Here is a 21,457-nt window from a genome sequence, read left to right on the forward strand (position 1 = left end):
TTACCTCGCCATCATACGAACATGAAATATGCCAATACGGAAAAAACAACTGTAAGAACTGTAAATACAGCAACAATTTTGATTTCGCCCCATCCGCACATTTCAAAGTGATGATGTATGGGGCTCATTTTAAATACGCGCTTTCCTGTCAGTTTAAAGGATATAACCTGTATAACTACGGACAGCGACTCACAAACATAAATAATTCCTGCCACAAGGGCTATAAACGGCTGATTAAACAGATATGCCGCTCCCACGACCGCAGAACCCAGGAACAGCGAACCTGTATCGCCCATAAAAATTCTTGCGGGATGAAAATTATATACCAGAAATCCGAACATACCTCCCGCTATCGCGCCAAACAGAACCAGACGTGTAATATTGCAAACACCGGCAGCGGCAGAAAGAGCCATACTCATACTTCCGAAAAGCACCATGACCACAAGGGTAACACTGGCGCAAAGTCCGTCGATTCCGTCGGTGAGATTTACACTGTTAGTCATGAATACAATAAAGAAAAGGGAGAGTATATAATAAAAGATACCAAGTTCAATTTCTATATCCGAAAACGGCAGAACAACAGATGTATCAAGATATCCGCCCAGTTCCATACTCAGAAGAAACAATGCCGCCGCCGCAAACTGGCACACCATCTTCTGCATGGCACTCAGACCCTTATTGCGTTTTTTTATAAACTTTACATAGTCATCGGCAAAACCGATAAGACCGTTTATAAACATAAAAAGCAAAAGAATCAGTATTGAAAGCTCGCCCTCTGTCACCGCCTGGACGATGCTTAATATAAATACTGTTATGTATATTGCGGCGATGAAAAATATACCGCCCATTGTAGGGGTGCCTTGCTTGTTCTTATGCCATCTGGGTCCTATTTCAAGTATGTTCTGACCCATTTTAATACGCATAAGAAACGGTATATACTTCTTTTCCAGTATTACCGTAATAACAAAGCTCATCAGCATTGCGCCCAAGAACCATAAAAGCGAAACTCCTGTTATGCTCATTTTATTTCAAACCCCATTTTTTTGATTATTTCTTCCATGCGAACTCCTCTGCTGGCCTTGAACAAAAGCATGTCGCCCTGTTTGACAGTTCTGCAAAGAGCAGTATAAAGCTCGTCCTTATCTGCAAAATGCATACATTTTGCGGACAGATATCCGTTTTGTAAAGCTCCGGTTTGAATCTCCTTTGCACCCGAAAGCGTAAACAGCATATCAGGATTTACCTGCGCAACGCATTTTCCTACATCGTTGTGGTACTCAAGACTTTTCTCACCCAGCTCGAGCATTTCACCCAAAACAGCAATTTTGCGTTGTGCCTTATACGCTTCACTGCAAAGCACCTTGAGTGACGCACACATAGACTCACGGCTGGCATTATAGCAATCCGCCATAATCTGTATGCCGTCTTTTTCAATTACATTCTGTCTCATGCCGTAGCTGTGAAAATCAGATATTGCCGCTGCCGCCTTGTAAGGCTCAATACCGCACTCCACACCGGCGCAAAAAGCAAACAACGCGTTATAAACGTTATGCTCCCCCGGAACATTGAGGCAGGCATTGTATCCCACTCCGTTGTATTTTATGGTGAAATGTGTGCTCTCACCGCATTCCATGTCGGTAATATGTATGTCATTATGTTCTTTGAAACCGACAAGTATCACCTTGTAATCCGCTGAAAACTCTTTCGCGCGCTCTTTCAGAAGGGGCTCATCTCCGTTAAGAATAAGAGTGGAGCCTTTTTTCATGCCGGTGACTATTTCAAGCTTTGCTTTTGCGATATTTTCACGGCTTCCCAGCATTTCTATATGAGATGTACCAATATTGGTAATCATTCCGATATCGGGACAGGCGATGCCGCTGAGGTGTTCTATTTCCCCAAATCCGCTCATGCCCATTTCGCACACCAACACGCGGTGACTTTCATCAAGTCCGAAAAGCGTCATGGGAACACCCAGTGCATTATTATAATTACCCGCAGTTTTATGAGTATTGAACTGAGATGAAAGAACACAGGCAGTAATATCCTTCGTAGTGGTCTTTCCCACACTGCCTGTTACCGCTACGGTTTTTATAAGATTGCAGTGATTTGATTTGTACCATTTTGCCAATTCGGTCAATGCGGTCATAACATCATCTGTCACCACTGCATCTATTTCACATTCAGGCTTCGTACTGCAAAGCACAGCCGCGCCGCTTCCCGAAAGTGACGGTATAAACTCATGACCGTCTCTCTTTTCGCCCTTAAGTGCCGCAAAAAGTACTCCGTCGTTGCAGGAACGAGAGTCAAAGCTTATAGCGGTTACTATTTTTTCTCTGTTGCCGTAAAGACGTGCGCCAAGTGTATCTGCTATTTCACCCAGGGTTATTTTCAAAGCTTTCCGACCTTTCTCATTACAATTTCGGTTTCGGAATAAGGATGCTTGCCTGTTTTATCAATTTCATACTCTTCATGTCCCTTGCCCGCCAGAAGGATTATATCTCCCGGTTTTGCCATATCTATGGCATACTCAATGGCTTCGGTACGGTTTTCGATGACGGTATGAGGAGTTTTTATTCCCTTTATTCCCGTTAGGATATCTGCTATGATGGCAGATTTTTCCTCACTTCTGGAGTTATCGGAGGTTATAATGCAGTAATCGGAATTTTCCATTGCCACCTTTCCCATAAGAGGGCGTTTTGTTCTGTCGCGGTCTCCTCCGCAACCAAACAGTGTAATGGAACGTCCGCTTCCCTTGAAGCCGTTTATGGTATTGAGAATATTCTGCAATCCGTCGGGAGTGTGTGCAAAGTCGATTATAACGCTGAAGGGGGTTCCGGTATCCAGCTTGCAAATGCGCCCCGGAACACCGGGCATGTCAACCAGTGCCTGAGCTATATCCTCGCTCTTTACACCCATGACATAGGCACAGGAAGCCGCCGCAAGTGAATTGTATACCGAGAAGTCACCGGGGATGGGAATCTTTATGCGAAAAATACTGTCGTTGGTCAAAAGCTCATATTCCGTTCCGTCAGCGCCCTTTGAACGTATATTCTTAGCCATAAAATCCGACTTGAGATTTTTGAGTGCAAAGCCGAATATCTTTCCGCCGCACTTCTTCTTCATTTCCGGAGTCTGGACATCATCGTTGTTGAAAATTCCGATGTCGCAGTTTTCAAACAACTTGGCTTTTATATCGCGGTAAGCCTCCATGTCACCGTGAAAATCAAGGTGGTCACGGGAAAGGTTAGTAAACACGGCAATATTGAAATGCATTCCGCAAATTTTATTCAGCGCAATGGCATGACTTGAAACCTCCATTACAAGGCAGTCGACATTTTCCTTACGCATTTCACTCATGAGTTCAAATAAAAGCTCAGAATCCGGTGTGGTAAGCACGTTCTGCGTTTTGTCAGTAACATACTCACGATCGCCTATCATATACTTTACAGTGCCGATAAGACCCACCTTATAGCCAGCCTGTTCAAGTATACGTTTCAACATAAATGTAGTAGAGCTTTTACCGTTCGTACCCGTAACACCTATAACATATTTGAAGGAACGCTGGGGATTTCCGTAGAAATTGGCAAGCAGTAAAGCAAACGCCTCACGTGTGTCCTCAACCATAACATAGTTGACATTGTCAAGCGGTTGTTCGCATCCCTGCTGTACCACACACAGCACTGCGCCGTCACTTACCGCCTGAGGTATAAATGTGTGCGCATCTACCTTTGCACCCTTTATACACACGAATGCAGTGCCCTCGGAAATCTTACGGCTGTCTGCCGACAACGCGGTAATCTCAAGGTTTTGTGCGATATTTGTTTTGATGATTTTGATGTCTTTGAATAACTCGTTGTATAACATATTTCACCTGATATTATTAGTCTGTACTTTCGTGTCTGAAATCTACGCTTACTATACTTCCGGGATGTGTGTATATACCTGCCTGGGGGCTTTGTGAAACAACAATAGCTCCTGCAAGCTTATCAACACTTACACCCGCAAGGCTGATGTTAAGTCCCTTGTTGGTAAGCACCTCATTAGCTCTTGTTGCGGTCATTCCCACCACATTTGGTATCTCAATGTCATCCTCGGGAGTTATTTTGTCGGTATAAAGAACTATTGTTCCGCCCTTGGTGAGAGAATTGCCGCGCTTGGGTATCTGCTCGGTAACAACGGTGCCCGAACCCATGATTTTATAGGCAAATCCGTCTTGCTTTACCTTTAATTTTGCATCCTCAACATTCATGTTGCGGTAATCATTAAGTGCCGTTTCTATCGACGCTGCTTCCTCGTCACTGTACTGTGATTCAACATTGAGGTACGGAAGAGATTCGGAAAGTATATTGGAAACTACCGGCGCCGCAATTGTTCCGCCGTAAACCGCTCCTGCCGACGGCTCGTCAATCATAACCAGTACGGCAATCTGAGGGTCATTTGCAGGCGCAAATCCTATACACGAACCGATTCGGTAGGATGCCTCGCCGTTTTTGTCAAATTTATCTCTCTTTTCGGAAGTACCTGTCTTTGCCGCCACACGATATCCCGATACATATGCGTTTCGTGCTGAGCCGTCCGTGCTTACACCTCGTTCAAGATAGGAACAAAGCAGTGCGGAGGTCTCGGCAGATATAACCTGTCTTTTGACTTCAGGCTGATAATTTTCTATTACCGTTCCGTTTTCATCCACTGTCGCTTTCAGAACATGGGGCGTTACAAGATTACCTCCGTTGGCAACTGCCGCAATCGCGGCAATTTGCTGGATAGGTGTGACCTTGAAGGTCTGACCGAAAGCTGAAATCGCAAGCTCTACCGGACCGAAATTTTTGTGCCAGATACCCTGTGCCTCACCCGGAAGGTCTATTCCCGTTTTATCACCGTAACCAAAAGCTTCGTAATATTCATAAAACTTCTGATTTCCGATGCGCTGTCCCACCATCATAAATACAGGGTTGCAGGAATACTTTATTCCGTCGGCAAATGGCAAGGTACCGTGACCGCCGTGCTTGTGACAGCGGATGGGCTTGGGATAACCTTCTACATGATAATAGCCCGGGCAGTAGAATGTTTCGTGCTCGTTTACCAGCTTTTCCTCTATTGCCATTGCGGCAGTAATTACCTTAAAGGTGGAACCGGGCTCATATAGCTCTGTTATTGCCTTGTTTTTCCACAAGGCGTAGAGAAGCTGTGTGCGGTACTGTGCTTTTTCTTCTTCCGTACCGTCATACTGCTCGGCAATCTTTATTGATGCTTCGTCCAGGACATATGGGTTATTGAGGTCAAAATCGGGTTTGGTGGACATTGCCAGTACGGCACCCGTTTTCACATTCATAACAATGGCACAAACACGGTTGGTGGCTTTGGTTTCAGTAAGTGCCTTTTCAAGCTCGCTTTCCACAAGATGCTGTATGGTCCAGTCCAGGGTAAGCATTATATTTGTTCCGTTCTGAGCGGAAATATAGCTTTCGTATTTAAACGGCATATCGCCGCCTATTCCATTACGTGCGGTTACTACTTTTCCCGGGACACCCTTGAGATAGCTGTCATAGTATGCCTCGACACCCGAAAGTCCGTTTCCGTCATAACCGGTTATGCCTATAACATGAGATGCCAGCGAATTAAACGGGTAAAATCTGCGCGTGCTTTCTGCCAGATGAATCATCTGTTCGTAATGTTTGTTTACTATCATTTCGCGTACGGCATTGGATTCATCGATTTCAGCCTGGCGCTTGATGGTTTCGTCGGCACGATTGAGCTTTTTGGACTTTTCCATAATATCGGCTTTGTCCACATCTTCAAGCAGAGTCGAAAGTTCATTTGCAATATCCTCTGCAACGGTTATACCCATATCCGAAAAATGCGATTCAAATCTTTGTCTTTCAAGTCTTTTTTCTTCATTATCAAGCTTATCCGACGGGTATTCCTGCTCAATATAGTCCCGCACCGTCATCTGAGGTATTTTGTTTGGTGCGATAAACACACGATCCACCGTAACACTGGTGGCAAGCACCTTCATGTTGGTATCGTATATAGTGCCACGCTTGGCGCTTATGGCAATTTCTTTGGTATATTGCTCTATTGTAAGATCCTGGTACTCATCGTATTCAAGAACCTGTATTCTGAAAAGATTGGCTATAAGACAAAAAAGCGCGACAAAGCACGCGAGCATAATAATTCGCCCGGTTATGTACAGCGGCTTTAATTCGCGATTCATTTTATCTTCCAAAATTGATTCTCTCCTTATGTTCAAAACGGACTGTGGCCACAATACTGCGCCGCACAGTCCTGATTTGCTACGTTAGTACGTAAACACAGAATACATCCTGGAAATATTCTATGCCGTCAATATAAAAATATTACTGATTGCCGTATATTTCTATAATGTCCTCCTCGGGAGTTACAGAAATATATTTATCCGGTGTTTTACGCACCATTCCCTCCTCAGCGGCAAACTGCTCGATTTTATCAAGCGACGGATTCTTATCGTCAAGCTTTGTTTCCCAAGTGTTAAGTGTCATGTTTTTTTCAGAAATCATGTTATTCATATCGTTTATGCTTTCCTGAAGCTCGAATTTCTGGATATAAAGCACCACGAAATAAAGAAGCATGACCGTAATTATAAGAATAGCGGAAACTGCACCAATGGGAAGGGCATTTTTATCTTTTCGCTTTTTTGTTATAATTCCACCGGGAGAAGTACGTCGCTTTGCGGTATATACCTTAGAACGCTTACGTACTGTCGGCTTTGCGGAGTTGTCAGACATATTCTGTACATTTAATGTTTCGCGGTGTATCTCCGCGGTAGCTTTGTTCGGACGCACATTGGATACGTACACACCCGTATCGCTTTTTGCATGAGCCACAGGAATGGTACGGGTTTTTGTCGCATTAGCATGCTGAACCGTATTAATCTTTGTAACAATGTCGTTTCGAACAGAAGTATTGCTTGGAGCAGTAGGAACAGCACGGCTCTTAAGCTGTTTAACAGGTGCGGAGTACATTTCCTCTATACGCGCCGCCGCCACAGCTTTTAATTTATCGTTGGTGTCCATGCCGCCGTTAAGCACACGTGGAGCGGGTTCGCTGTACTTTTCGCTGTTGACAAGTGCTTTTTTCTCAGACTCCGCTCTTGCACGGCGTCTGGAGCCCATAGCAATAATATCAAGGTCAAATCCGTTAATATCGCCTATCTTAGCAGAATAAGACACCTTTATACCTCCATTACCTTTCTTGCCGCCCTCAGCTTTGCACTTTGGGAACGGGAATTTTCTTTTAATTCTTCACTGTCGGGAAGAATCGGTTTTCTGGTTATAACCTCAAGCTGTTTTTTGAAGCCGCACACGCACATAGGGAAATTTGGCGGGCATGTACAGCCATCCTCGTATTTTTTCAGTGTTTCCTTTACAACGCGGTCTTCGAGTGAATGAAATGTTATAACGGCAACCGTGCCACCGACTCTCAGCTTTTTAACAAGGCTGTGTATAGCTTTCGGGATTGCTGAAAGTTCATCATTCACTTCAATTCGTATTGCCTGGAAGGTCCGCTTTGCAGGATGCTTATCATCGTAGGAATTCCCAACGGCAGATTTTATGATTTCCGCAAGCTCCGTGGTAGTCGTGATGGCTTTTTCCTCACGGGCACGGATTATTCTATTAACAATGCGCTTTGCCTGTTTTTCTTCACCGTATTTGTAAAGAATATCGCAAAGCTGTTCGTAAGAGTAACCGTTTACAACATCATATGCGCACTTGGTCTCCGACCTGTTCATTCGCATATCAAGAGGTGCCTCTTTCATATATGAAAAACCGCGCTCGGCAGTGTCCAGCTGATAGGATGAAACACCGAGATCCATTACGGCACCATCTATATATTCAACATCGTTTAAATATTCTCCGATGTTTTCATAATTATCATGCACATATGTAACGTTTTTATAATTCTTAAGTCTTTCGGATGCGGCTTTAATGGCATCGGTATCGCGGTCAACCGCTATAAGACGACCCGTTTCACCCATTCTATTGAGTATTTCGAGAGAGTGTCCTCCTCCGCCAAGGGTACAATCCACATAAATTCCGCCGGGTGCAGGAGCAACAAAATCGACGGATTCCTTAAGCATAACAGAATAATGGTTAAACTCCATTACGACAGGCTCGCCTCCTCTATTTTTCCGAGAAGACTTCCGCCGTCATTTTTCTCTATATATTCTTCATATACAGTGGTAGACCATATTTCCGCATGATCTGATACACCGATAATAGTAACATCTTTTTCAAGTGAGGCGTAAGCGCGAAGCTTTGCAGGGATGAGTATTCTGCCTTGCTGGTCCGGCTCAACTTCCTGTGCGGAAGCAAATATAATTCTTTTTGTAGTAAGAGCCTTAACCTCAGAAGCAGACAAAAGCTTCTCGACGAACTTTTCCCAAACGGTATGCGAAAAGACAGCAATACAGTTATCCTCGTATTTAACGACGATAAATGTTTCGCCCAATTCTTCGCGGTAACGTGCAGGCACAAACAAACGACCCTTAGCGTCGATTGTATGTGTAAATTCACCAAGAAGCATACGAATTCTTTCCCTTCATAATATTTGGTACGCCGAAAAAACATGGCAAATCATCCCGACACAAACATTTGCGTCCACTTTTCACCACATTTCAACACCACAGCTATATTATATAGGGAATTTTATAAAATTTCAATAGTATTTTGATATATTTTTGCGCGTTAACAATTTTTTTACATTTGTTAACGCGCTTATTGGAAGATTTTCCCTTGATTTTATTACTTGTTATGGTCAATCCACCCTGCGGATAACATGTACAAAAGTCTTACCGTACTTATACTGTTTTACAATTTCCGCCTTGCCGAAAACGCTGGAATTGATTACATCAAGGTCAAAATCGGCACTGTCGCTCTCACAGTAAATAAGACTGCTCTCGTGTATACAGCCCGACTTGAATATCTTTTTAACCACTTCCGGGCAAAGCTTCAAATCATACGGCGGATCTACGAATATATAATCAAACTTCACATCTTTATCTGTCACCGACTTAAGGTATTCGGTGTAGTCCATGCAGGACACCTTGCATGCAGGGAAAAGCTTGGTTTTCTGCGCATTTTTCTTAATAATTGCAGCCGCCGCCGCGGAATTATCTATAAAAACACAGCTTTGCGCACCTCGGCTGAGCGCTTCAAGTCCCATCTGTCCGCTTCCCGCAAACAGATCCAGAATACGTCTGCCTTCTATATCAAACTGAACAGAGCTGAATATCCCCTCCTTCGCCATTTCGGTGGTAGGGCGGGTAGCCTCACCGTCAAGAGTTTCAAGCTTTGTTCCTCTTGCTGTTCCTGTAATTATTCTCATATTATTGCTTCCTTGTTTATAATTTGACGGGGAGATACCATCGGTGTCTCCCCGTTTTTAGTGTTTTATGTGCGGAGCACTTTAATATTAAAGGAATTTTTCAAGCGGGAAGTAATCCAGCAGAAAGCTCATTGCCAGGGGTTCAATTCCGCTTATCAGCTTATCTTGAAATTCGCTGCAATCCCATTCGCTCATTCCGTTATAGATTTCAAGTGCCGCATCTATTTTGTCAGCATACTTTTCGTTTACATACTCGGGTGTGATAAGAATTCCGTTATTGGCATCATTCACAACGGCATTAAAGCCCTCCAGGAACAGCGCTCTTATCGAACTTTCAGTTTCATTCATAGATATTTCAGTAATGTCGTTGCTTGCAGTAGTAAGATGTCCGATGATTTCTTCATTAGCTTCTTTGATTTCCTCGGGTGTCATTTCATCATCATCCGAACCGCCTGTTGAACCGCCTGTTGAACCACCGGTCGAGTCGCCTGTTGAACCACCTGTGGAGCCACCGGTCGAACCGCCTGTTGAACCGCCTGTCGAACCACCTGTTGAGCCGCCCGAGCTGGGTCTGTTGGAACCTCCGGTAGGCTTGGAAGGAGTAGAGCTTCCGGATGAAGAACCTGTGCTTGCGCCTGCGGAACCGGTCTGAGATTCATTCTTTTCCTGTTCTTTCTCCAGCTCTTCCTGGCGTGCGGTGTAGAGGTTTGCAAGAACTACTATAACCTCGGAGCGCTTGATAATCTCGGTTGCTCTGAAGGTATTGCCTTCTTCAAGTGGCATAAGAAAGTTGGTAACAACTGCATTAACATCATTTACAGCCCAATCGGAAACCTCATCGGTGATTTCCATTCCGGGCAAAGGAAGTGCATAAAGGGCGAGAAGTCTGTTAAGGACCGTGCAAGTCTCCTCACGGGTAAGCTGATTGTCGCCGCGGAAGGAGTTATCCTCGTAACCCTTGATGTAACCCGCTTTCTTGGCAACAAGAGCTATGTCGTAAAACCAGCAATGAATATCTTCTCTGCTGATATCGCTGAATGCCTCGGGGTCGCTTTCGGTATAACCGAAAATCATATTGACCATTTTGCAGAATTCCGCACGGGTAAGACCATTCTGAGGTCTGAATGTACCGTCGGGGAAGCCACCTACAATGCCTGCCTTAGCAAGAACGGAAACGGAGCTTGCAAAAGCATCATTAGTATAATCGATATCTGCAAAAAGAGGTGTGCCGTCGGGCGCAAATCTGAGCGCAGTGGTAGGTGCATCGGTAAGATCGTCATCAGCTATTGCCATAACATCGCCCTGAACATAAGAGGGGTCGTTCTGAATAAGCTGATCGGCACCGTTCTGCTCGGCAAAAGCGGTAACCGTCAAAAGTGTCGCAACAAGTGCGAAAAGTACTAAAAGTTTTTTCATTAATGCAGTTCCCTTCATTTTTTTGATTTAGACGAACAAAAAACTTCTTTTGTTCCGTGCCTTCAAATCAAATGGGCAGAACACCTTCTGCCCATTTGAAAAACTTACTTGTAATTATTTGTAAATTTCCACGCTTCTTCCAAGCCAGCCGGAAATACCCTTAATTTCCTTGAAGAAGCCGTCGGTAATATTACTACCCTGTAATGCCTCGGGGAGGTTTTCGCTGCCAAACTTAACACTGTTAAGCTCATCGTGGTCGAAGTTATAAGCCCTTTCGTAAGCAGACTTGGTAGTTACATTGTAACCCTCAATTGCCGTCTTGAGATAATCGACAATCTTGTCAATGTCTTGTTGTTCAAGTCTTCTGTCCTTATACTCTTCAATAATTTCAATCTTTTCTTTTTCGGTGAGGTCGTAAATCTTATTAACAACACGGTCAATATACTCATCAAGCAGGTCATTAACCTTGGTCATGTATTCACTCATAAGCTCGCCCAACTCATCAGCCATGCTCTTGAGCTCATCATCACCCATATTTGCCTCATCCTTGAACCACTTGCCTGCCTCATCAGCCATAACAACAGCTTCTCTGATAACATCAAAGTAGTAGTTATTGCTCTTGAGAGTGTAACCGGTGAGCAATTCGTCGTCATTTTGATATCCTTTATCGCCGTCCAGCAGATAATCGGGATTTACAATTTCAAGCAGTCTCATGAAGTATGCGTTATCCTTATACTTGTCATAGAACTTGCTTTCAAACTTGTTCATTGCCTGCTCATACTTAGGCTCAACGATACCGGAGATAACGTTTATCTTAATAACAACAGTGGATTTAACTTTGTGCTCATTCATTGAAACAGCAGAGGTATGTGCCATAGGAGGATTGTTTGCAAGGTAATCCTGATACCAATCGTCCAGCCAATCAGGAACCTCGAATTCAGGATGCTGGTCATGGAACTGCCAAAGAGTAAGATTAATCTCGGTAGAATACTGTTCCTTAGCATCCTCGAAGGCTTCCTTCATTTCCTCTTCGGTCATTACCTGCTTATACGACTCGGGAATATCTTCCTCAATGTCCTCGTATGTGAGCTCGTTAACCTTATCACCGTACTTTTCAATAACCTTTACATTTTCCTCGGTAATGGTTACATGCTTTTCTTCAAAGAGTTCTTCCACAACGTCTATTATGATCTGCTCATCAACGCTGGGAGCGGTTCCTCCGGGCTGTGTAAGTGCCTGTTGGATTTCCTCTTTGATAGCTTCTTTACCCAGTGTTTCAACGATACAAACCTCATGCTCAATAAGCTTGATATTTCTGTTTTCGTCCAGAACAAAGCCTGCCACATCAATAAGCTTATCGTTAAGCTTCTGGTTGTTTAAAACTTCCTTAATAGCAGTTTCCTTGAGGAAGAGGAAGTCCTTAACCGTGTCAATAGCTCTTGTTTCGCTGTTGTATTTTACATCATAGTTCTTGAGCTTGCTAAAATACTCGGGAGCTTTAACGCCCACATTTATTTCGTACCACTTAGGATATACTGTAATATTGCCGGTAACGGGTGTGTCGGGTGTGAATTCAACGCCGTTTGCATCAACCCAGGTGTCGTTTCTTACGCTACGTTCAAGTACAAACTCATTAGCGGTTCCTTCAAGGAACTTTTCGCTCACGTAAGCATCCTCATAGCACCAATGGAACAGTTTTTCGCCGAGAGTCTCGCCCTTCTTGGCGGTTCTGGTAGCCAGAGTGGCTCCGGTAGTACCATTCTTGAAGGTTACTCTGTATGTATCGGTGGTTCCCACAGAGATGGAGCCGCCGCCGGTGCGTTTCTTGAAGGTTACGGGAGTTTTTGCAATGATATCTTTAAAAACATCCTCATCCTTGTAGTTATCGAAGTTTACGGTTGTATTATTGTTGCTTACAACAACGCCGCCATCTGCCGTCACTTTTGTAAGCTTAACGTTTTTACCGCCTCGGATTACAAGACGGCCGTTGATTTTAACATTTTCGAGAGTAACCTTATTGAGGCAAACACCGTCTGCAATGATAAGGTCGCCTGTAACTTCAACGTTTTTCACGGTAAGGTCGCTTACGGTATTGAGAAGCAGGTTGCCCTCAACCTTTACATCCTTAATAACAGCATCGCCGAGAATACGGTTGAAAATATTATAGAGAAGCTGTGCAAATTCAGCTCTTGTTATGTACTCTCTGGGATAAAGATTATTCTTTTCTGAGTCTGCAACGGGAGAGCCATTGATGTACTGACGCTGTGCAAGATCGGAAAGCAATGCAACTGCCCAATCGGAAATATTTTTAGCATCTCCGAACTTTTCAAGTACAGTAACATCTGCGCCGCTGAGAACCAGCGCTCTTGCGATTACGACAAAAGCTTCTTCACGGACAATATAATCGTCTGGGCGAAGATGAGTATCATCGCTTCCCTCGAAAGTGCCCATATTTACAGCCTTTGACATTTCCTCGTAAAACCAATCGGTGTCTTTAACATCCTCAAACTTGGTAATACTTGCAAGTACGGATGCACCGAAAGCACGGTTTACAATAGTAGCCATTTCGGCTCTTGTAAGATTTGCATCCGCTCTGATGGTGCCGTCATGATAACCCTTGATAAGGTCATTTTCAACTGCCCATGCGAGAGCTGCCGCTGCCCAATGTTCCTCGGAATAATCCGACATATCACTTGCGGTAAGAGCGCCTGCGGGGATGCAGAATACCGACAGCATCATTGCTACGGTAAGAAGTATTGCTGTTAAGCTTCTGGTAAATTTCAATTTTGCCACCCTTTCGTTTATGTTAATTTTATTATATCCATTTATTAATTTTGCCCATGTAGTAAGCTTTAATGTTCGTTTTTTCTTCCTCATATGCGGCTTTCAGAGAATCCACAAGCCCCTGGTCCTGACCGGATTCCTTAAGAAGCGTTTTGACCTGCTTGAGTATTTCCTCAACCTGAGCATCGGTATCTGCTTCCCACTGAGCCACTATCTTAACTGCACGCTTAACATATGTTGCAAGAAGATTGGTTGCCGTTCGTTCCTTGTTAGGCACTTTCAAATACTCAGCTTTCCATTCAGCCTCCATATTACTCAGCCTTGTATTCGACTGTGACTTTGTAACGTAGAGCTGTGCCACGAGGCGGGCTATTTTTTCATTGGTCTCTTTGAGCTTTTCATCCGATATCATCGGTTTGTCAGTAGTTTCCGACTGCTTCGGAGGCTCGGTGATATCAATTGGAACGTAATCACTGCCTGTTGTGCCGATATCCGTATTATCCGGTCCTGAATTTTCCGGCGGGACAACCGGATTATCTTGCGGCGGATTCGTCACTGTCGGCGGAGAAGCCAGTATATCGGAAATATCCGGGTCATCCTCCGATGGCGGAGCCGAAATATCCGGTGGCGGTGGTACATCCGACGCATCCGGCGGAGGCGGAATATCAATATCAACCGCGGGTCCACTGCCTTGCTTATACTCATCGGGGATGTGAAGCAGCTCTTCTTCCGATTTGCCGACAATAAGCTCGATTGCTTCCTGTTCGGTAATCTCGTTGTTGGCCAGCTTTTCCTTTTCTTCGGGAGTAAGATCGCGAACGTTTATACCATCATAATTTTCCAGCAGTTGCTCGGGAGTTTTTCCATTCTCCATCATCTGCCGAAGCTCTTCCGGTGTCTTGGTTTGCGATATTATAAAAGCGTTTATGTAGCTTCTGAAGTGAAAAGCAGTCAAAGCCAGTATAACAAGTACCGCCAAAAGCAAGAAAAGTATTACTTTTGTACGCTTTTTTATAATATTACCTCCCATCCGCCGTTGATTGTATACGCAAAAATATACACGTATAGCATTATGTTTAATTATATCATCTTTTGTAACGAATGTCAATAGAAAATGTACAAATCGGCAAAGACAAATATTGTTAATATTTTGAAAACAATACTATCAATTGTATTTGGCACGCTCTCCGCCTATGTATTTTGCACGTGTTCGCGCCATTACAAGATTAGCCTCGCCTATTTTCTTTATTTCACAGCGTACCGGTACAGCAACAGCTCTGAGATGCATTCCGATAAGAGTGTCACCGATATCAATGCCTGCATGCGCTTTCACACTTTCTACCGTCACGGGATTTTTCAGCATTCCATGGACAGTCGTAGCAAACGAACCGCCTGCATGCGCGTGAGGAACGGCATTTACAATTTCCAGATTATAAAGATGTGCCGCCTCTTCTTCAATGATTATGGCGCGGTTGAGATGTTCACAGCACTGTGCCGCAAGAAATATTCCATGCGGCGTCAGCGCTTCGTCAAGGGCGGCATAGAGCTGTGCCGCCACGTCTAGGCTTCCGTAAGAACCTATTTTTGCACCCAGCACCTCACTGGTACTGCATCCTACAACAAGTATGTCGCCTTTTTTAAGCTGTGCCGCATCAAGCAGTGCTTTTGCTGCCGAAGCAAGCTGATTTTTTATTTCATTCATAGCATTATTCCTCTATCCAAAATAATGATTTTCTGATTTTCTCGAATTTTTCCGCTGCTTTTTCAAAGTTATCCGCCGTAATAAAGCAATAAACCTTGAATTTTGGTTCCGTTCCCGAGGGGCGTATTATAACCTCCGAAAGGTCTTCCAGCTCGTACGCTACTACATCATCGGGTACAAACGGGAGCTTTTCCACACTTTTGTCATATGTGTTTATGATGGAAGAAATGTGATAATCCTTCACTTTCACAATACGCAGCCCGCCAAGATTGTCGGAAGTCTCATGCAAAGAGTAAGCCTTAGACATTATTTCCTTCATTTTTCCCTTGATGTCAAGTGCGGAAATAACAACATCATAGGACATTTCCGCCGAAAAACCGTATTCGCGATAAATATCCTCCAGTGCTTCTCTCAGTGTTATTCCGCGGGATTTGTGATAAGCCGCCATCTCACATATGAGAAGAGAGGTTGCAACAGCGTCCTTGTCGCGCGCATAGGATGCACTGAGATAGCCGTAGCTCTCCTCGAATCCGAATATAAATGTATGGCTGTTGTCGCGCTCAAATTCTTTTATTTTTTCGCCTATATACTTGAATCCGGTGTATACATTTATCATCTCAACCCCGTTTTTACGGCATATGCTTTCGGCAAGCTTGGTGGAGACAATAGATTTGACAGCACAGGCATTATCCGCAAGTGTTCCGTTTTTACGGCGTTGTTTTATTATATAATCCAGCATCATAAGTCCTGCCTGATTTCCGGTGGGCAAAAACCAGTTTCCATCTCTGTCCGGTGCACAGATGCCAACACGGTCAGCATCCGGATCGGTAGCGAGAATAATATCGCATCCGCCGTTTTCATCCGCCATTTTGCACGCAAGCTCATAGCTTTCCTTATACTGGGGATTAGGCTTTTTGACAGTCGGAAAATTGCCGTCCAGTATCATTTGCTCAGGCACGGTGGTCACATTTTTAAATCCCGCTCTTCTCAGCACCTCCGGGACAAGCGCATGACCGGCACCGTGAAGCGGAGTATATACTATTTTGAGATCATTTTGAGCTTCTATATTATTTTGACTGATAATGTGGGTAAGAAGTTCCGACAAATACTGTTCATCCAATTCTTCCCCTATAACCGTTATCAAGCCGTCCGATACCGCCTTGTCGTAATCCATCGTCTTTATGCTTTTAAAGAAATCGTACTGCATACACTGTGCAGAAACCGCCGCCGCTTCCTCCGGCGGAAGCTGAGCGCCGTCCTCCCAGTACACCTTGTAGCCGTTATCCTCTTTGGGGTTATGGGAAGCAGTAACATTTATGCCCGCCTTGCAGCCCAGCCTTCTTATGGCATAAGAAAGCTCGGGAGTTGGGCGCAGTGCATCGAAAAGGTAAACCTTAATGCCGTTCGCCGCGAGGACGCATGCCGCACGCCTTGAAAACTCTTCGGAATTGTTACGGCTGTCATACGCAATAGCAACACCCTTTTGTGCACCGTCGTTTTTTAATACAATGCTCGCAAGTGCCTGCGTTGCAAGCTCCACGGTATGAACGTTCATATTGGAAGAGCCAACTTTCATTTTGCCGCGGAGTCCTGCCGTTCCAAAGCTTATAAGTGTCAGAAATCCGCTTATAAGCGCATCCTTATCATTTTTTATCGTATCAAGCTCTTTCTTCAATTCATGCCCTACGCGCGGATTTGCGCACCACTCGGCATAGTTAGCCGCGGCAATGGCCTCTCTTTGGGAAACATCAATTTCCGAAATGCTTTTGAATAATCTCATAAAGTCACTTTCCTTCCGATATGTTATTTAACATTTTCGCTTATGGCGCGTGCCAGCTGATCGGGGCACGAGGTAGGCTTAAAGCCGCATTTTATTCCCGAAAGACGCTTGACCGCCTCATCCGGTGTCATTCCTTCCACAAGCCTTGCGACGCCCTGAGTATTTCCGGCACAGCCACCGATAAATTTAACACCCGTCAACTTGCCGTCCACAACATCAAACTGTATTTCCCGCGAGCAGGTGCCTTTTGTTTTGTACTTAAACATAATCATTATCCTTTCCGATATGCCCCAATTAAAATTATATCTGAAAATCGGGAGAAATATTCACCATGAGATTGCATTAAACTCTTCATTATAATCCAATTTATATTATAACAGAAATTAACACATATGTCAATCATAACGGAAGCATTTTTTATTAAATGACAAAACTTGTGTTTACTATTGACATTCCTGCGCTTTTGTGATAAAATATATAAAGAATATGCGCCTGTGGCGGAACTGGCAGACGCGCCAGACTTAGGTTCCGTCCTGTATGTGATTTTATTGTTGATTACGGTTTTTCCGTTTTCATAGATGAGGATTAAGTGATATGCTCCTCCTCGGTGCACCTCTACCGTGTAAAAATCAAGAGGTAAAACTTAATATGCGGATGTGGCGGAATCGGCAGACGCGCTAGACTTAGGTTCCGTCCTGTATGTGATTTTATTGTTGATTACGGTTTTTGCCGTTTTCATAGATGAGGATTAAGCGATATGCTCCTCCTCGGTGTACCTCCACCGTGTAAAAATTAAGAGGTAAAAACTTAATATGCGGATGTGGCGGAATTGGCAGACGCGCTAGACTTAGGATCTAGTGATTTTATCGTGGGGGTTCAAGTCCCTTCATCCGCACCAAACAGTAGAAATCCGAACCTTGTACCAATCGGTGAAGGGTTCGGATTTTTATTATATCTTGACTATCCTAATTTTAATAGTAAACTTGAAAAACAATAATATCGAAATCTCAGGGGATAAAACTTTAATCGGTTTTATCTCTTTTTTTATATATTTTTACCCGCACATTCGTCAAAACAAATGCCATCATATCAATCGTATCAGTTTTAATAACTTCTTTTTCTGTAAGCGCTACAGAGGTACCGAGAGAATCGGCACCCTGCAATGCCACAAACGAAGCAATCATTTTTGTTGAAAATTGCATCGGTGATATTTTAACCGAAGTGCAGAACGGGTTGGGATATGCCGATGCAAGAGCGAAATCAAACCGCATATTCTTTAATGCTTGGCTCAATGGTCAGACAAATGGATATAGCTACGGCGAGCTTGTGGATATAGCCAATAATGCAATATGGCAATATCGGGATATGTATCTGCGACCTGACTTTTACAAAGATAATCTTGAAAAAGTCAGAGTTATTATTGCTCCTGTAATTGAAGATTCAATAAGGAACGAAGTTCCGTCATTCAACGTTCAAGCGGCAGATAAACTGCCGCTTGAAAAAGCAATGCAAAGCCATTGCTTTTAGTTATAAATCAGGCAAAATCACTTATGCAGAAGCAGAGTTCAATGCTCGAACAAGAATTTATCAATCAGTAAAACCTGACTTCAATCCTGATGTTGAATATATGAAAGATCCTCTTTCAAGAGATATTCCATCGGTTGATAACAGCTTATTTATACTTGCAAGAAAATTAATTCTATCATAGCACAAAAGTGGCATAACCTATACAAAACAGGCTATGCCTCTTTTTAATACATTTTAATACTCATTTATATAAAACTCAAATGTGTTTCCTTTGGTTCCGTAAAGAATCGCATCGCCGTCTATGTGTGTTAACTCAAGACCGCCGGGATTAACTTCCCAGTCAAAAGACGCATTTAAAGGATATGGACTAATCACAATCGGCTCATCCACGCCTTCTACAACTCCACCATTCAGGTTAAGTTTCAATACATCACCATCTAATTTCCATGTTCATTCAAACTGTTCCAAAACCTCACTGTTTCCAATTCCATAGACATAGCTTACCGTTCCGTCAGGGTTGAGTTCAAGCCCCAGTGCTCTTTCCTCGCCGTTTCCATCATTTGCAAAAGCAATCCAGCTTCCGCAAAACTCAGCGTCAGGAATTTCATCAGAGCCACTAAACTCTGTCATCTTGTCATACGGTGTAAAGTCATAGACTTTGGTTTCGCTGTTTTCAAGTCTTCCGTCCATACCTGACTGAACAGGTGTGTAACAAACCTTTTCAGAACCCTTTTTTGCAATTACCACTCTGCAACTGAACCGTCGGGATGATGCCATACAGGATTTTTCCAATTATGTGGATTCTCATTCTCTTCAATGACTAGCTTCTTGTTAACATTCACTCCTAGCCCCGGAAGTTTTGGAAGATTTACAAAACCATCTATAAATTTAAAGTCCTCTTTATTCTCTACATAATCAAGAACTGTTTTACCCACATTGTAGTGAATACCCATACTCTGCTCCTGAATAACCGCATTATAGCTTGTGGCATCCACATTAAGGCACGCCGCAAGGGCAATTGGGCCAAGAGGACAATGAGGTGCCAAAGCCACATCATAAGCCTCTGCCATACCGGCAATCTTCTTTACCTCGGTAATTCCGCCTGCGTGAGAAAGGTCTGGCTGAATAATATCCACTCCGCCAAATTCCAGCAGGCGCTTGAAATCGTATTTTGAGAACAATCTTTCGCCTGTTGCGATAGGGATATTGCAGCAAAGCGCAATTTCTTTAAATACCTCCATATTTTCGCACAGCACAGGTTCCTCAATAAACATTGGGTCAAATTCCTCAAGCTTTTTAGCAAGAACTTTTGCCATAGGCTTGTGCACTCTGCCGTGGAAGTCAATAGCTATGCCAAAATATTTTCCGCAAGACTCGCGGATAGCCGCAACACGTTCCAAAACGGCATCAATTTTATCGTATGAATCTATCATCTGCAATTCTTCTGTTGCATTCATTTTTATTGCTTTGAAGCCTTCCTCCTGCTTTTGTTTTGCAGCATTGCCCACATCTGAAGGTCTGTCGCCGCCAATCCAGGAATACACCTTCATCTTGTCACGGCATCTTCCGCCCATGAGTTCATATACAGGAACGCCAAAAACTTTTCCTTTGATATCCCAAAGTGCTTGGTCTATTCCTGAAATTGCGCTCATAATCACACCGCCTCCGCGGTAGAATCCCGCACGGTACATTGTTTCCCACAGACCTTCGATTTGTGACGGGTCTGCATCAATCAGATAGTCCTTCATTTCCTGAACACAGGCCAGAACTGCTGCAACATGACCTTCTAAAACTGCTTCACCCCAACCAACAAAGCCCTCGTCTGTAATAATCTCCACAAAACCCCATCGTGGTCTGACAAAATACGTATTAACCTCTTTAATCCTCATAACAATTCTCCTTTACATCTAATTTAAAAAACTGAAAAAACTCTTTTCTTTTTTTACTATTAATGATATAATAACATCAATCTATGATACTCGCTTTCCATTTTTGAAGAAATCTATCTCATTTTTTGTCATAAGGAGGGGTATTTTATGCATGCACGGTTTGATTTTGAAAGAGAAAGAAGCCGAGAACTTATAAAAGAAGTTGTAAACGACAATTTAGATGGAAGTTGTCCGTTTAAATTCCATTCGCAAATCGAATTGTATTTTGTTGAAGATGGAGAAATTAGAGCTTTTATAAATCATCACCAAAAGATTCTCAAAAAAGGTCATATGGCTATTACAATGAGCTATGACGCACATTTGTTCCGTTCCATCAAGGACTCAAAGTCAAGCATATTATTTATACCCCTAGAAATATGTAATGAATTTTCAGAATTAACAAAAGCTAAGAATATAAACAATCCTTTTATTTGCGATGTGAATACTGTAAATAAAATCAAATTTTATGTCAATGAAATAAAAGATGGATGTAACGATATAACATTACGAGGATATCTGTATGTTATTCTTGGAATTGTGCTGGATAACGTTTTTCTTACCGAAACGGATAGTTCTTTTGATGCAGAGCTTTCATCTGCTCTTTTGATTTATCTGAATCAGAATTTTCGCAAAAAAATAACACTGAACACCTTGTCCAATAAATTTGGCTATTCAAAAAGCTATCTATCACGTTTTTTTAAAAAGAATCTTGGAATAGGTTTTAACAGCTATGTCAATATCCTAAGATTACGACACTATCTCTTACTTATGCACGAAAAAAAACATACAAACACTTACTGTGCATTTGAAAGCGGCTTTGACTCGATGGGAACATTTTATCGTGTTTTCAAGCAAGAGTTTAATTGTTCCCCAGGTGAATATTTTTCTGAAAATTAAACTCTAATTTCCTTGTCAAAATACCAAAGCTTATGACAGTATAGAAAAAGTTGAAAATGT

20 protein-coding genes and 1 tRNA gene are annotated in these 21,457 nt (G+C 43.1%); 3 read left to right on the forward strand and 18 right to left on the reverse strand.

Annotation, left to right across the window (positions count from 1 at the left end; genetic code table 11):
- Positions 1–11: 11 nt before the first annotated feature.
- The 14 genes from E7588_03025 to E7588_03090 form a co-directional block, all read right to left on the reverse strand.
- The gene (locus tag E7588_03025) at positions 12–1,022 is read right to left on the reverse strand and encodes a phospho-N-acetylmuramoyl-pentapeptide-transferase (protein MBE6688235.1); all 1,011 of its coding nucleotides are present in this window, start codon (positions 1,020–1,022) and stop codon (positions 12–14) included.
- A complete protein-coding gene (locus E7588_03030) occupies positions 1,019–2,392 on the reverse strand; it encodes a UDP-N-acetylmuramoyl-tripeptide--D-alanyl-D-alanine ligase (protein MBE6688236.1) in 1,374 nt (457 codons plus the stop codon). Before E7588_03030 ends, E7588_03025 begins: the two co-directional genes overlap by 4 nt.
- The gene (locus E7588_03035) at positions 2,389–3,864 is read right to left on the reverse strand and encodes a UDP-N-acetylmuramoyl-L-alanyl-D-glutamate--2,6-diaminopimelate ligase (GenBank protein ID MBE6688237.1); all 1,476 of its coding nucleotides are present in this window, start codon (positions 3,862–3,864) and stop codon (positions 2,389–2,391) included. The genes E7588_03030 and E7588_03035 overlap by 4 nt, the downstream gene beginning before the upstream one ends.
- A gap of 16 nt (positions 3,865–3,880) precedes the next feature.
- Positions 3,881–6,226 carry a PASTA domain-containing protein gene (locus E7588_03040; GenBank protein ID MBE6688238.1) on the reverse strand — a complete coding sequence of 782 codons (2,346 nt, stop codon included), beginning with the start codon at positions 6,224–6,226 and terminating at the stop codon, positions 3,881–3,883.
- A 130-nt stretch (positions 6,227–6,356) separates the two neighbouring features.
- Complete coding sequence (locus E7588_03045; GenBank protein MBE6688239.1) at positions 6,357–7,208, reverse strand: hypothetical protein; 852 nt, start codon at positions 7,206–7,208, stop codon at positions 6,357–6,359.
- Between the two features lie 2 nt (positions 7,209–7,210).
- Positions 7,211–8,140 carry a 16S rRNA (cytosine(1402)-N(4))-methyltransferase RsmH gene (gene rsmH / locus E7588_03050; protein MBE6688240.1) on the reverse strand — a complete coding sequence of 310 codons (930 nt, stop codon included), beginning with the start codon at positions 8,138–8,140 and terminating at the stop codon, positions 7,211–7,213.
- Entirely contained in the window at positions 8,140–8,562 is a 423-nt protein-coding gene (gene mraZ / locus E7588_03055; protein MBE6688241.1) for a division/cell wall cluster transcriptional repressor MraZ, read from the reverse strand. Before mraZ ends, rsmH begins: the two co-directional genes overlap by 1 nt.
- 231 nt (positions 8,563–8,793) lie before the next feature.
- Positions 8,794–9,363, reverse strand: a complete 570-nt coding sequence (gene rsmD / locus E7588_03060) for a 16S rRNA (guanine(966)-N(2))-methyltransferase RsmD (GenBank protein MBE6688242.1) — start codon at positions 9,361–9,363, stop codon at positions 8,794–8,796.
- Positions 9,364–9,450: 87 nt separating this feature from the next.
- Positions 9,451–10,797, reverse strand: coding sequence for an S-layer homology domain-containing protein (locus E7588_03065; protein MBE6688243.1), 1,347 nt, complete (start codon positions 10,795–10,797; stop codon positions 9,451–9,453).
- A gap of 96 nt (positions 10,798–10,893) precedes the next feature.
- A complete protein-coding gene (locus tag E7588_03070; GenBank protein ID MBE6688244.1) occupies positions 10,894–13,656 on the reverse strand; it encodes a hypothetical protein in 2,763 nt (920 codons plus the stop codon).
- Positions 13,595–14,593 (reverse strand): hypothetical protein, encoded by a 999-nt coding sequence (locus tag E7588_03075; protein MBE6688245.1) that lies wholly within the window; start codon positions 14,591–14,593, stop codon positions 13,595–13,597. Before E7588_03075 ends, E7588_03070 begins: the two co-directional genes overlap by 62 nt.
- A 135-nt stretch (positions 14,594–14,728) precedes the next feature.
- Positions 14,729–15,265, reverse strand: a complete 537-nt coding sequence (locus tag E7588_03080; protein ID MBE6688246.1) for a TIGR01440 family protein — start codon at positions 15,263–15,265, stop codon at positions 14,729–14,731.
- A 4-nt stretch (positions 15,266–15,269) separates the two neighbouring features.
- Entirely contained in the window at positions 15,270–17,045 is a 1,776-nt protein-coding gene (locus E7588_03085; GenBank protein ID MBE6688247.1) for a phospho-sugar mutase, read from the reverse strand.
- A gap of 23 nt (positions 17,046–17,068) precedes the next feature.
- Positions 17,069–17,311 (reverse strand): TIGR03905 family TSCPD domain-containing protein, encoded by a 243-nt coding sequence (locus E7588_03090; GenBank protein MBE6688248.1) that lies wholly within the window; start codon positions 17,309–17,311, stop codon positions 17,069–17,071.
- A 548-nt stretch (positions 17,312–17,859) separates the two neighbouring features.
- Here E7588_03090 and E7588_03095 point away from each other — a divergent pair.
- Positions 17,860–17,943: transfer RNA gene (locus E7588_03095), tRNA-Leu, on the forward strand.
- A 124-nt stretch (positions 17,944–18,067) separates the two neighbouring features.
- Here E7588_03095 and E7588_03100 read toward each other — a convergent pair.
- Positions 18,068–18,247 (reverse strand): hypothetical protein, encoded by a 180-nt coding sequence (locus tag E7588_03100; protein ID MBE6688249.1) that lies wholly within the window; start codon positions 18,245–18,247, stop codon positions 18,068–18,070.
- 19 nt (positions 18,248–18,266) lie between these two features.
- On the opposite strand from E7588_03100, the gene E7588_03105 reads away from it, so the two are divergent.
- The gene (locus E7588_03105; protein ID MBE6688250.1) at positions 18,267–18,572 is read left to right on the forward strand and encodes a hypothetical protein; all 306 of its coding nucleotides are present in this window, start codon (positions 18,267–18,269) and stop codon (positions 18,570–18,572) included.
- Between the two features lie 234 nt (positions 18,573–18,806).
- On the opposite strand, the gene E7588_03110 is transcribed toward E7588_03105, so the two are convergent.
- From E7588_03110 to dgoD, 3 genes are read right to left on the reverse strand one after another with little or no spacing between them, the layout of a single operon-like run.
- Entirely contained in the window at positions 18,807–18,998 is a 192-nt protein-coding gene (locus tag E7588_03110; GenBank protein MBE6688251.1) for a hypothetical protein, read from the reverse strand.
- A 24-nt stretch (positions 18,999–19,022) separates the two neighbouring features.
- Positions 19,023–19,319: a hypothetical protein gene (locus E7588_03115; protein MBE6688252.1), complete on the reverse strand. Its 297-nt coding sequence runs from the start codon at positions 19,317–19,319 to the stop codon at positions 19,023–19,025.
- Positions 19,313–20,461, reverse strand: a complete 1,149-nt coding sequence (dgoD, locus tag E7588_03120) for a galactonate dehydratase (protein MBE6688253.1) — start codon at positions 20,459–20,461, stop codon at positions 19,313–19,315. Before dgoD ends, E7588_03115 begins: the two co-directional genes overlap by 7 nt.
- Before the next feature lie 147 nt (positions 20,462–20,608).
- Here dgoD and E7588_03125 point away from each other — a divergent pair, with 147 nt between their 5' ends.
- Positions 20,609–21,397 carry a helix-turn-helix domain-containing protein gene (locus E7588_03125; GenBank protein MBE6688254.1) on the forward strand — a complete coding sequence of 263 codons (789 nt, stop codon included), beginning with the start codon at positions 20,609–20,611 and terminating at the stop codon, positions 21,395–21,397.
- Positions 21,398–21,457 lie beyond the last annotated feature (60 nt).

It is taken from the genome of Oscillospiraceae bacterium, from assembly GCA_015065085.1.
In the GTDB taxonomy this organism is placed as follows: Bacteria; Bacillota; Clostridia; order Oscillospirales; family SIG627; genus SIG627.